We start from the raw sequence: 11,639 nt of genomic DNA, 5'->3' as shown, positions 1-11,639 counted from the left end.
TTGTTTTGACAAGCGGCTGAATATTGATTTCACGGTCATGAAAACGCTTAACACACTGATATGACAAGATTCTCTATTTTCTAAATATTTTTGCGTTATATTTTCTTACGACATGCTTCCTTTTCCGAGCCAGGCGACAGGCGGGACAAAAACCTGCGCCGCTCTGACATTCAGCATGTCGTGACATGTCTGCAAAAACTGTTCATAACGGGTGCAGTCGGCAAGAATGTAGTCCAGCTGCTCTTCATAAAAATGCTTTTCAGACTCATGGGAGATGTAATAGCTCTCCACCGTCTCGAAAAAATGGAGCGGAAACAGCAGGCGGCTGTAAAACAGGCGTTTAGAAAAGGAGGATAACGGCGTAACTTGCTCATATTCCTGCAAAAACAAAAACCCGTCATTGAGCAAGTCGTCACGATGATACAAATACGTACTGCGCATAAATTCCGCAATATCACGGGCTGCATGATCGAATACCCAATCTCCCGGAATGCGGATCAATGAATCAGCCGACCAGGTATCCCGCTCCATCCGCTGATGGCAGATCGTCCCCGAGTCTTCAGCGCCGGGATTGTCATCCAGCTCCGTATCCACTAAATATTGAATGGCATTTTCCGCTAAGCCTGAATAATAAGGAAATGCTTCGATCATTTTCTTTTCGAACGGTTCAAGCGGAGACATATGAATTTTCTGCATCCAAAATGATTCCAGCTGATCCACCCGTTTTCCCCATAAGTCCTTCCATTGGCCGATTCTGCCCGCTTCTTTCACTTCGTAAGGAAAGCCCCGCCCTTTTCTGTGGAATTCAGCAAGCTCCCCACCGACAGAAAACGACCGGTTTGAGACGGGAATCGGCGCTTTTAAGAGTGCATATGTTTTGCCTTCGTCCTCAAAGGTCAGTTCTCCTTCCTTCGTAAAGATAAACACTGAAACGTATGGGTCACTTTGTTCTTGTAAATACTGACTCATGTAATAAAGCTCCGTCAGCTCTGATTGCGAAAAGCCGGAGACGGGAATAATAAGAAAGAAGGAATTAGGCGTCTGGAAGCATTCGTATTTCTGATAAACGGAAAGCTGTCTGACATGGATGCCGTATTTTTCTTTAATGATGCTTTTCATCATAATCACCTGCCTGAAAAATTAGAGCTATTCACATCGTAGTCATACGCCGGCGGAATTATGAATACATATTGTATTCCTTTGAATGAAGAGGAGAAACATCGTACACATCGGAAGGATGTTGTATAAACTAGTAAAAAAAGATTGGGTGAAGCAAATGTCAGAAAAGGAACAACTGAATCAGGTGGAAGCTGTCGCCAGAGCGCGTTTACAAGAACGGGGAGTTGAGACGGACGATATTGCCGAGCTTGTGTATTTCCTTCAGAAAAAATATCATCCTGATTTGACGATGGAGGTATGCAGGCTCAATGTGGACCGCGTCATCGCGAAACGCGAGGTGCAAAACGCGATTTTAACGGGAATCGAATTAGATGTGCTCGCCGAACAAAAAAAGCTGTCTGAACCGCTTCAGACCATTTTGGCGATTGATGAATCACTGTATGGGGTTGACGAGGTGCTCGCCTTCTCTATCGTGAATATATACGGCTCGATCGGCTTTACGAATTACGGTTATATTGACAAAGAAAAACCCGGCATTCTCGGGCGGTTAAATGATAAATCAACGGGTGAATGCCATACGTTTCTTGATGATATCGTCGGCGCAATCGCAGCAGCGGCTTCAAGCAGGCTTGCCCACAGCGCCAGAAATACAGAATAAGGACGGCCGTCATGGCCGTCCCTTTTTTTATAGATGTTCAATCCATTCAGTTAAAGAGTCAATCGCATATGTCGGCTTCTGATCGTAACCGGCCATATGCTCACGCTTTGTCACTCCGGTATGAACGAGCAGCGTATCCATGCCCGCATTGATGCCGGCCATAATATCCGTTGCATAGTTATCGCCGACCATGAGTGTTTCGGAAATATCCGTTCCGAGCACCCGCATCGCCTGTTCCATAATAATGGATTCCGGCTTGCCGATAAAGACAGGCTCGACGCCTGTGGACACCGTCAAAACGGATGTCAGTGAGCCGTTCCCCGGCAAAAGTCCTCTTTCAGTCGGAATAGCGACGTCGCCGTTTGTTGAAATAAACCGGGCGCCGTTTCTGATCGCAAGACATCCCGTGGCCAATTTTTCATATGTAATGCCGCGGTCAATTCCCACAACGACAAAGTCCGCGTTTTCTTCTCCGAAGCTCAGCCCGTTTTCTTCGATGGCCTGGCGGATGCCTTCTTCGCCGATCACATACACCGACGCATCTTTTTTCTGCTGGGCGATATGCTGCGCAGTCGCCATGCTTGTTGTGAAGACCTGTTCTTCAGAAGCCGGAATGTCAAAGCTCATCAGCTTGTCCGCCACCTGCTTCGGCGTCCGGGAGGAATTGTTTGTCACGAATAAATACGGAATGCCGCGCGCTTTAAGCGTTCTCACGAATTCACACGCTTCTTCGATTTTTTCCGTCCCGTTGTACATTGTGCCGTCCAAATCAATCAAATATCCTTTATAATCCTTCATACTCAACACTCCTGTGGATTTTCTCACTTGTTGTTATTTAAATGCGGAAACAGGGCCTAACTCTGTTTCAAGGTAGGTTCTTACGCGGGCCGGAAAGGCTTTCAGCACGTCTCTGTTTGACGAAATCAGTGTAAACAGCTCCTGATGATCGGCATGCTGATATTCCTGAACAAGCTGCTTTCTGGAAGAGATCAATTGCTTCAGCTTATTTCCTTCTTCCTCAGCTACCACCTTTTCGTCCGTCAGTATATCCATGATGTCGTCATAACTTCCCGGATCGCGCATGATAAAGCCGTCAATCATATCATTTCCGACATCGAGAATGCATTCGATCATAAGATGGCTGATCCGCTCAAGCGCTCTTTTTTCGATCTCGCTCTGCCAAGCCGGCGTGCTGTCAAACAGCGCCAGCTGATTCTCAAAAAAACGGAGTGTTTGTTCGATATTATTTCTGTCAACAAAATACACGTGACAGCATCCCCTTCTGCATCAATTATTTTCTGATTCGTTTAAGAACAAAATACGAGCAGCCGAAATTGCAGTATTCGTAAATGTATTCGTCCAATGTGCTGATTTTCGTTTCAAAGGTTGCTTTTTGATTCTGGTCATCAAAGAAGCCTTTGAGCCGCAGCTGACTGTATCCCCAGTCCCCCACAATGTAATCATATTTATTTAATATGTCCGAATAGCGGGCTTTGAACGCTTCTTCATTAAAGCCGTTTTTAAAATCATGTACGAGTTCAAACTCGGCATTTTGAATAAGAATCATGTCTTCACCTCTTTTATCACTCTTTACTATCATAATTCATTGACTTCTGTGCATCAATTGCAAAATGAGACGCTTCGGATTGCGGAGAAGATTTTTCCCTTTTATATCCAGTTTAGCGGTTCAGACGGTCCTTATTCAAGAATGACTTTTTTTCGGCTCAAACGGCTCCATCACAAAAAACCCAAAACCTGCGGCGTTTTGGGTTTTTTCGGCTTATATTATGCTTGGGCCTGGCGTTTTTTAGACGCTTCGTTTACTTGTTCATCCGCATGATAGGAAGAACGGACAAGCGGGCCTGCTTCACAGTGGCTGAAGCCTTTTTGCATCGCGATTTCTTTCAGTTCGGCAAATTCGTCCGGATGATAATATTTTTGAACCTTTAAATGTTTTTTGGATGGCTGTAAGTATTGGCCGATCGCCATGATGTCGACATTATTCGCAAGCAGGTCGTCCATCACTTCAATAATCTCTTCCTTCGTTTCGCCGAGACCGATCATAATGCTTGATTTCGTCGGGATGTCAGGCTGCATTTCTTTCGCACGTCGCAAGAATTCTAAAGAACGGTCATATGTTGCACGGGCGCGGACTCTCGGTGTCAGGCGGCGCACGGTTTCAATGTTGTGGTTCAGAATATCAGGACGGGTATCCATTAATGTTTTCAGGTTGTCGTAATTTCCGCCCATATCGGATGGCAGCACTTCAATCGTCGTGAACGGGCTTTTTCTGCGGATCGCCCGGACCGTTTCCGCAAAGACGCCTGCTCCGCCGTCTTTCTGATCATCACGCGCCACGGCCGTGATAACGGCGTGCTTTAAGTTCATCAGCGCAACCGAATCAGCTACGCGTTCCGGCTCCTGCAGATCCAGCTCAGTCGGCAGACCCGTTTTGACAGCGCAGAAGCGGCATGCTCTCGTACAGACGGAACCGAGAATCATGAATGTCGCCGTACGTCTGACAGCCCAGCATTCATGGATGTTCGGGCATTTTGCTTCTTCACATACGGTATGCAGATTATTTTCACGCATTAATTTTTTGAGACCCGTATAGTTTTCATTCGTGTTCAGCTTTATTTTGAGCCATTCCGGCTTTCTCAGATGCTCGTCTTTCTTTGCCATTTCCCCATCATCTCCATTATCCCTTTATTCATGTTTGTGTGCGAAAAATTTCTATTTCACGATGGATATAAAACTCGCGGATTTCTATTCATAAGTCACTTTAACATAGGAAAAATTTCTCGACAAGGGAAGAGAATTACTTACATTTTCTCGGATTGTTGCCGCAAACTATTTGTATTCAATCCTGAAAGGAGATCATGTTGTGAAAGTTCTGTTATCTGCTCTTCTCCTTTTATCCGTTTTCTGTCCGGCTGCAAGCGGAAAAGAACAATCGGCTTCTGTCTACGACGGACGGATGCAATTGTACCGCAAAGCCGAGGCGGTCACACAAATTCCTTGGTATGTGCTTGCAGCGGTTGATCAATATGAAGAAAATGTCCGCTCGAACCGAAAGGATCTGCCTGAAAAAGCGGGAATCATCAGCATTTATATTCCGGATCATTTGTGGAGCGGGCCTGAAAATCCAAATCCTAAGGACGATGCGCCCCTCAGTATTAAAGTATTTGACGGCATCGGCCTGGACGGCGACGGCGACGGAAAAGCCGAGGTAAGCAATGATGAGGATATCCTTTATACATTTGCACAGTACTTAGCGGGATTCGGAACGGATCTTGACCATATCCGCATCGGCCTCTGGAATTATTACCGCCGTGATCAGACGGTCGGCATTATCACCGAATTCATGACACTGTTCAAGACATTCGGCCGCCTTGACCTCGGAGAGCACGCCTTTCCGCTTCCCGTAAAGACGGATTACAGCTACCGCAGCACTTGGGGAGCCGCGCGGGGGTTCGGCGGGCGCCGGATTCACGAAGGAACGGATCTGTTCGCTCATTACGGGCTCCCCGTCAGATCGACCTGCTACGGGATTGTCGAAATGAAGGGCTGGAACCGCTTCGGCGGCTGGAGAATCGGCATCAGGGATATCAATAACACGTATCACTACTTCGCTCACCTGAACGGCTTTGCAAAAGGCATTCATAAAGGCCAGATCGTCAAACCCGGTGAGGTGATCGGTTCTGTCGGCAGTTCCGGATACGGACCGCCGGGCACCGCAGGAAAATTTCCGCCGCATCTTCACTACGGGATGTATAAAGATAACGGCAGATCGGAATGGTCTTTTGACCCGTATCCTCATTTAAGGGCATGGGAACGGAAAGAAATCCGCAGGAAAAAGTAAACACACAGCCGCCAGAAGAGAATGCGGCTGTGTGTCTTTATTTGTCTTTCTCCTTTTTTTCATTCGGCAGCTGAACGGAAGGCGTCACACCTGATCCGCCACTTCCGTTATAAAACTGCGGCACCTCTCCTTGAATGGCTTTAATGGAGACCGGAATATTATTTGTCACGACTGATGTCTTGCTGGCAAACGGGATAATCACCTTCACTTTAATCTCCACGAAAATACTGATATCAATCAGGGCATTGTTGATGCCGTACGGCTTTATTTTTGTTTTCACGTCAGTTAACGCATCGCCGATCAGGTTAAAGCGCACGGGGATTTTCGGCCCGAGATTCCCAAGAATGCTGTTACCCGTGACCTGCCCTAAAGGGATGTTAATCATAATTGCATCGGCCGTTTTGGCGCCTTTTTCTGTTTCATGCTGCTTATTGTTCGACTCCGCTTCCTTCAGATGAGCCTGAAGCTGCTTTGTCACTTTCGCCTTCATGCTGTTGACCACTTGTGTATTAAAATCCATCGTTGTGACTTTTCCGTTTTCATCCGTTTTCATATCGACCATATCTTTCACATTGTCGCTGTGAGACATGTATTCTTCAATGGATTCTGTAATGACCTCTGTCGCCACCCGTTTTGTTTCCATTTCTCCGATGTTCATCAGCACCGGTTTGATTGAGGAGTTGATCATCCAAAGGCTGATGACCGTCGATATGATAAAAAAAGCAAACGACAGAAGAAGCACATACCGAAAAGGCAAAGGCCCTCTCTTGCGAAGAGTGCTCCGGTATCTAGGCAAGAAAAATCCCCCCTTACATATCACAATGTATGCTTGTAAGAGGGGACATAGTAATTTATTTTTACTCTTAAAAAGTCACGCTTTCCTTCATTCAAGTGCCCGCGGCAGAAATGGACCGGCGAACGAACACATCTGACATTACGGCTGCTGCGCAAGCTTCCAGGCGAGCAGATCTCTTAAAAACTCCGGCATAAAGTATTGTTTTTCTTTCGAATCACGGATCTCAGGGAACAGCTTGCCTAGTGTGAACATGTCGAGAACGGCAACCGAGTATATCCGGTCCGGATCAAGCTCTTCTCCGTTCACTTTCACATCGATGAGGTGCGTCACACCGTCTTCAAGGATGTCAGTCTGCACCTCTGCTCCGCCATATACCATCCTGCCCATGACTTCTCCGCGGAAGCCGAGGCCTTTAATCCGCAGCTGCTCCATTTTTTCAGAGGCAGCCTGGCTGATTGTTTCTTGAAGTTCCCTGCCTGAAAGACGCACGGCGACCGGATTGATCGGATGCGGGCAGATGCGGTGCAGATCAAGCTTTGTGACAGGCCCCTTTCTTAAAGGCCCCAAAATGACACCTGAATTCACCATGCTGACTTCACAGCCGCACCAGCTTTTCAGCGCTTCAGCTAAAAGAAGCGGAAGGGGCGATTCTTCAAACCACTTCACGCCGGCTTCTTCATTCAGATCGGCGACTTGTACAGAGAGCAGGTTTTCCGCTTCCCGTTCTTTTTCTTTCAGATAAGCCGCCGTATCTTCAGATTCACCGTGCCAATCAGCCATTTTCTGCACAGATGCCTGTTTGCTGACGATGGTTCTTGATTCACTTTCAATCGTCAGCTCGACACAGCCGACATAGTTCCCGTATTTCTCCGCACAGGCAAGCAGTACGCCGTTTATGTCCTGGCCGTCCTCAAGAAGGTGGTGCGTATGCGATTCAAGAATGACATCAATATCGGGGAATTTTTCCGCTGCGGCCCGGTCATCGATCAAGCCTAAATGCGAAAGCAGAATGATGATATCCGCTTTTCCCTTGATATCGTCAAGCGATTCTTGAATGCTTTTTTCCGCATCCGTCACCGTCCAGCCAAGCTTTTGATAGACGGGATAATACGGCACTGTGACGCCGAGTATGCCTGCGGTCATCCCGTTTTTCAGCGTTTTGATCACGTATGGCTCGGCCCATTCCGGCCGCTGTCCGTCCGCGTCAAACAGGTTGGACACGATGACGGGAAACGCGGCATGATTATATAAATCCGCCAGTTCATCGTGAGGCAGCGTAATTCCTTCATTATTCCCGACGGCGGCCGCATCAATCTCAAGACGGTTTAACAAGTCGACATTCGCTTTGCCGAAGGTCGCTTCCGTTATCATTTGAAATCGGTCCATATGGTCGCCGATGTCGAAAACGAGTGTTTCCTCCCCGTCTTTTTCATGCTCATTTTTCTTCTGCTCAATATAATGTACGATTTTCGGCCAATTTTCGAAATGGCTGTGCAAATCATTCGTATGATATAAACGGAGCTTCTCTAACATACCATCTCTCCTACCTTTTAGCTGAATATCCCTTGATAAATCAATTCACAGCCGATCAAAATCAAGACGATCCGCATGAAAAGCACGATTGTTTTCGTCTGCACCCGCTTGTTGACCCACGCGCCCATTTTACCGCCGAACCAAGCGCCCGGAATAAGGCACAGCGCATACAGCCAATTGACATGGCCCTCTGCGATATGTGACACGGAACCCGTCACGGAGGATAAGAAAATAATGAGCATTGACGTCGCCACAGCCACTTTCGGCGGGAACAAAAATAACAGCATCATGGCCGGAACCATAAGAGAGCCGCCGCCAATGCCGAAAAGACCGCCCAATAAGCCGACGAAAAAGGCAATCGCGATACCGGTAAACATACGGTACGAATATGTATAAAGCTCACCCGATTCATCCTCAAATGTCCGGATCATGCCTTTATGCGCTTTATTGACCGGTTTTGCTTTCGCCTTCAGCATTAATGTAATAGAAATCAAGATCATAAAAAGTCCGAACCAGACGGAAAACGTATGCGCATTAAAGAGTTTAGACAAATACGCGCCGATGATGCTTCCCGGGCCGGAACCGATAAAAAAGATCAGCCCGCTTTTGTAATCAACGGTTTTGTATTTCATATAGGCCAGAGTTGATGACAGACCGGTAAATATAATCACTAAAAGGGACGTGCCGATGGCAGTCTGCGGTGTTACGTCATGGAAAAACGGAGTCATCGTGCTTAAATAAAGCATTGCGGGCACAATAATAATTCCTCCCCCAAGCCCGATCAGGCTGCCGACCGTTCCCGCGATAAATCCTAATATAATTAAAATAAGATAAGACATGTGTCTTGAAACCTCTTTTCTAGCTGAATAGGTCAAGCTGCTTCGGAGCAAGCCCGGTATATTGTATATCTAGCATTTCAAGCATCTCAAGGCCGTTGTCGGCGGCGTCTCCGCCTGAGTTATTATTGAAGAGCACGTACAGATTGCGCGACTGCTTTTTCAGCTCCTGAAGATTGTTTTTCCAATCTTTGAGCTCCTGTTTATTATAGCGGTATAAATATCTGACCTCACGCCAGTTTTGCCCGCCGTCAGGTTTGACCCAGCCCTGCTTGTTCCGTCCGTGAAAACGGACAAGCGTTTTTTCTTCATCCGTTGCTTTCAGGACGGCCGGAATGCTGCCCTCGCCGATTTGCGGCTCGTCACATATGGTGTGAATCCAGCCTTCCGACTTCATAAAGGAAAGCGTCTGCTCGTAAAACGGCGGGGAAAACCATGACCTGTTGCGGAATTCAAGCGCGCACGGGATATCACCCATCTGCCGCCTGCACCATCTCAAATATGCGACGTTTTCTTTCTTGCAGTCAAACCACGGCGGGAATTGGAACAGCACCATGGCAAGCTTTCCATGCTCTATATACGGCGTCAATGACAGCTTAAACGCTTCAAACATCTCTTCCTTCGTTTCAAAAGGAATATCGCCGCGCTGATGGCCCGTCATCCCTTGATATGCTTTGATGATAAATTGAAAAGTTTCCGGCGTCTCTTTGACCCACCTCTCGTTATTGCGGGCGGGCTGTATCGCGTAAAAGCTCGCGTCCAGCTCAACGATGGGAAAATGGGAGGAATACGCCTGCAGTTTTTGCGGTCCCGCCGTTTTAGGCGGATAGATGCTGTCATGATCCCCCCAACCCGTCAGTCCGATATAAATCACATTCCTTCACCTCTCACTCTAGTTTATCACAGGTGTTTTTCTCTTTCCGTCTCCATGTTTTGTCTGAATGCACTTTTCAGATACCGGTATTGATGTTCATTGGTGTCCGAAAATGCCTCACTTCTGGAAGAAGAGATATGCTGATAGACGACCGGCTCCGAAAACTGTCCCCTCGTGAAATCATATATCTCCCCTTCTATTCGGTTATAAAAATGCCAGCTTGTGCCGGTTTTTGTTTTGAGAATGTCACCGCCGTAAACATCTTGGATGACTAAAGCCGTCACGCCGCACTGGCCTTTGGCCGGGCATTCTTCCGTCCATTTTGTACTGGACTTGCGCGACCAGGATGCCATTAATAGGTTCAAGATTTGATCATACAATGTGTTTTACTCCTTTTTATAAAAAGATACCACGTTGATGAAATTTTAAAAACAAGCAGGGCGGAAATCAAAAAAACCCGGCGGTAAAATCCGCCGGGCTTACGAAGGAACGACCAGCGCTCCGTCAATGCCTTCTTCTGCTTTCTTCCCGTCACTGTACACGCACCGGCCTTTGCTGTATGTAGCCGAAATGCGGGAGGGAAAGGTATGTCCTTCGTAAAGGCTTAGCTTATGCTTTTGAAACATCGATTCTCTTGTGACAGTGTACGGCTCCATGCTGACGAGCACAAAATCCGCATCACACCCCTCCTCAAGGCGCCCTTTTTTCTGAAGGCCGAATCGCCGCGCAGGTGCCGCCGCTGTCCATTCAGCGATGGTTTCAAACGGAATCTGATGCTCAAGGGCGAGTTCCAGCATCCCTAATAAAGTAAACTGCCCGCCGCTGATTCCGCCCCATGATAAAAACAGATTATCCTCCCGCTTCAAGGATGGACGGCAAGGGGAGTGGTCTGAGGAAACCATGTCAATGTGCCCCGCAATGAGCGCCTCGATCAGCGCTTCCTGCGACTCCCGCGGCCGGAGCGGAGGCGCGCATTTTGCGACAGAGCCCTTTTCCCGTAAATCGTCATGGCTGAACAAGACATAATGCGGGCATGTTTCGACTGAAACATCGAGCCCTTCCCGTTTCGCCTTTCTGATCAGCCGAACCGCTTTCGCCGTGCTGATATGAACAAAATGAACCGGGCAGCCTGTCACCCTCGCATACTGAATGGTGCGATATACCGCTTCAGCTTCAGCTTCCTCCGGGCGGGAGGCGGCATACGCATCCGCATCCACCTTTCCTTCATTGGCCAAAACCATCTGCAAATAACTTGTGATCGCGTCGCTTTCCGCGTGAAGAGCGAGGATTTTCCCTGTTGCCGCGATTTCTGCCATGCCTTTGAGCAATGTCCGTTCATCAACATAGCGGAACTCATCTGTGCCTGATCTTGATAAAAATGCTTTAAATCCGATCGCTCCCGCTTCAGCCATCGGGCGGATGTCCTCGATATGGCCGGGCACCAGGCCGCCCCATAACGCAAAATCCACGGCTGATTTTTGCCTGCCGAGTTCAGCTTTTGCGTGTAGATGCTCTGCCGTCACGGTTGATGGGATGCAATTGAGCGGCATATCAAAATAGGTGGTGCAGCCGCCTGCCGCCATCATTTGAGAACCTGTTTCAATCCCCTCCCAGTCCTCTCTGCCCGGTTCATTGAAATGAACATGGCAGTCTATCGCACCGGGAAAAACGTACTTTCCGTCTGCTTGGATGATTTCTGCCCCGCTTGTTTCAATGACAGAACCCACCTCGGCAATGATACCGTTTTGAACTGCGATATCAACTTCCTTCACACCATCTGGCGTAACTGCCTTCGCACCTTTTATTACCATATCGTAAGCCATACCGAACCCCCCATGTCAGGTTGACGATTTTTCATGTCAGTTTATGTAACACAATCCATTCTATTTTCAACAGTTTACTGCTACTATAATCGTATTACATCAGCAAAACCGCTAGAATTCCTATTGAAAATTATTCAT

Annotated in this window: 13 protein-coding genes; 2 read left to right on the top strand and 11 right to left on the bottom strand. The window is 47.6% G+C overall.

What is annotated here, in order from left to right; all coding sequences use genetic code 11:
• Positions 1–105: 105 nt before the first annotated feature.
• Positions 106–1,122, bottom strand: a complete 1,017-nt coding sequence (yutH, locus tag AUL54_RS15010; protein WP_101605378.1) for a spore coat-associated protein CotNH — start codon at positions 1,120–1,122, stop codon at positions 106–108.
• A 154-nt stretch (positions 1,123–1,276) separates the two neighbouring features.
• On the opposite strand from yutH, the gene AUL54_RS15005 reads away from it, so the two are divergent.
• Positions 1,277–1,777, top strand: a complete 501-nt coding sequence (locus tag AUL54_RS15005) for a phosphatidylglycerophosphatase A family protein (protein WP_029575315.1) — start codon at positions 1,277–1,279, stop codon at positions 1,775–1,777.
• A 27-nt stretch (positions 1,778–1,804) separates the two neighbouring features.
• On the opposite strand, the gene AUL54_RS15000 is transcribed toward AUL54_RS15005, so the two are convergent.
• The 4 genes from AUL54_RS15000 to lipA all read right to left on the bottom strand — a co-directional run bounded on the left by AUL54_RS15000 (position 1,805) and on the right by lipA (position 4,459).
• Positions 1,805–2,575 (bottom strand): TIGR01457 family HAD-type hydrolase, encoded by a 771-nt coding sequence (locus AUL54_RS15000; RefSeq protein WP_013353455.1) that lies wholly within the window; start codon positions 2,573–2,575, stop codon positions 1,805–1,807.
• Positions 2,576–2,608: 33 nt separating this feature from the next.
• The gene (locus tag AUL54_RS14995; RefSeq protein WP_045926045.1) at positions 2,609–3,043 is read right to left on the bottom strand and encodes a DUF86 domain-containing protein; all 435 of its coding nucleotides are present in this window, start codon (positions 3,041–3,043) and stop codon (positions 2,609–2,611) included.
• 25 nt (positions 3,044–3,068) lie between these two features.
• Positions 3,069–3,344, bottom strand: a complete 276-nt coding sequence (locus tag AUL54_RS14990; protein ID WP_060964380.1) for a YutD family protein — start codon at positions 3,342–3,344, stop codon at positions 3,069–3,071.
• 218 nt (positions 3,345–3,562) lie between these two features.
• Positions 3,563–4,459 carry a lipoyl synthase gene (gene lipA, locus AUL54_RS14985; protein WP_003151923.1) on the bottom strand — a complete coding sequence of 299 codons (897 nt, stop codon included), beginning with the start codon at positions 4,457–4,459 and terminating at the stop codon, positions 3,563–3,565.
• 202 nt (positions 4,460–4,661) lie between these two features.
• Here lipA and lytH point away from each other — a divergent pair, with 202 nt between their 5' ends.
• A complete protein-coding gene (lytH, locus tag AUL54_RS14980) occupies positions 4,662–5,639 on the top strand; it encodes an L-Ala--D-Glu endopeptidase (RefSeq protein ID WP_060964379.1) in 978 nt (325 codons plus the stop codon).
• A 37-nt stretch (positions 5,640–5,676) separates the two neighbouring features.
• Here lytH and yunB read toward each other — a convergent pair whose 3' ends face one another.
• The 6 genes from yunB to AUL54_RS14950 all read right to left on the bottom strand — a co-directional run bounded on the left by yunB (position 5,677) and on the right by AUL54_RS14950 (position 11,501).
• On the bottom strand, positions 5,677–6,435 hold the full coding sequence (yunB, locus tag AUL54_RS14975) for a sporulation protein YunB (protein WP_076982791.1): 759 nt from the start codon (positions 6,433–6,435) through the stop codon (positions 5,677–5,679).
• Positions 6,436–6,573: 138 nt separating this feature from the next.
• Positions 6,574–7,968 carry a bifunctional metallophosphatase/5'-nucleotidase gene (locus tag AUL54_RS14970; protein ID WP_060964378.1) on the bottom strand — a complete coding sequence of 465 codons (1,395 nt, stop codon included), beginning with the start codon at positions 7,966–7,968 and terminating at the stop codon, positions 6,574–6,576.
• Between the two features lie 17 nt (positions 7,969–7,985).
• On the bottom strand, positions 7,986–8,807 hold the full coding sequence (locus AUL54_RS14965; RefSeq protein WP_016938058.1) for a sulfite exporter TauE/SafE family protein: 822 nt from the start codon (positions 8,805–8,807) through the stop codon (positions 7,986–7,988).
• A gap of 19 nt (positions 8,808–8,826) precedes the next feature.
• Positions 8,827–9,678, bottom strand: a complete 852-nt coding sequence (locus tag AUL54_RS14960; RefSeq protein WP_060964377.1) for a DUF72 domain-containing protein — start codon at positions 9,676–9,678, stop codon at positions 8,827–8,829.
• 26 nt (positions 9,679–9,704) lie between these two features.
• Entirely contained in the window at positions 9,705–10,058 is a 354-nt protein-coding gene (locus AUL54_RS14955; protein ID WP_060964376.1) for a YunG family protein, read from the bottom strand.
• A gap of 99 nt (positions 10,059–10,157) precedes the next feature.
• Positions 10,158–11,501 (bottom strand): allantoinase, encoded by a 1,344-nt coding sequence (locus AUL54_RS14950; protein WP_060964375.1) that lies wholly within the window; start codon positions 11,499–11,501, stop codon positions 10,158–10,160.
• Positions 11,502–11,639: the final 138 nt, after the last annotated feature.

The organism is Bacillus sp. SDLI1 (genome assembly GCF_001553895.1).
Classification (GTDB): domain Bacteria; phylum Bacillota; class Bacilli; order Bacillales; family Bacillaceae; genus Bacillus; species Bacillus siamensis.
The sequence above is the reverse complement of the archived record's forward strand: the minus strand, read 5'-3'. Positions and strand labels throughout refer to the sequence as shown.

Coding starts and splice junctions, on each gene's coding strand:
- yutH (WP_101605378.1), bottom strand. CDS start 1,122: ATGATGAAAAGCATCATTAAAGAAAAATACGGCATCCATGTCAGACAG.
- AUL54_RS15005 (WP_029575315.1), top strand. CDS start 1,277: ATGTCAGAAAAGGAACAACTGAATCAGGTGGAAGCTGTCGCCAGAGCG.
- AUL54_RS15000 (WP_013353455.1), bottom strand. CDS start 2,575: ATGAAGGATTATAAAGGATATTTGATTGATTTGGACGGCACAATGTAC.
- AUL54_RS14990 (WP_060964380.1), bottom strand. CDS start 3,344: ATGATTCTTATTCAAAATGCCGAGTTTGAACTCGTACATGATTTTAAA.
- lipA (WP_003151923.1), bottom strand. CDS start 4,459: ATGGCAAAGAAAGACGAGCATCTGAGAAAGCCGGAATGGCTCAAAATA.
- AUL54_RS14970 (WP_060964378.1), bottom strand. CDS start 7,968: ATGTTAGAGAAGCTCCGTTTATATCATACGAATGATTTGCACAGCCAT.
- AUL54_RS14965 (WP_016938058.1), bottom strand. CDS start 8,807: ATGTCTTATCTTATTTTAATTATATTAGGATTTATCGCGGGAACGGTC.
- AUL54_RS14950 (WP_060964375.1), bottom strand. CDS start 11,501: ATGGCTTACGATATGGTAATAAAAGGTGCGAAGGCAGTTACGCCAGAT.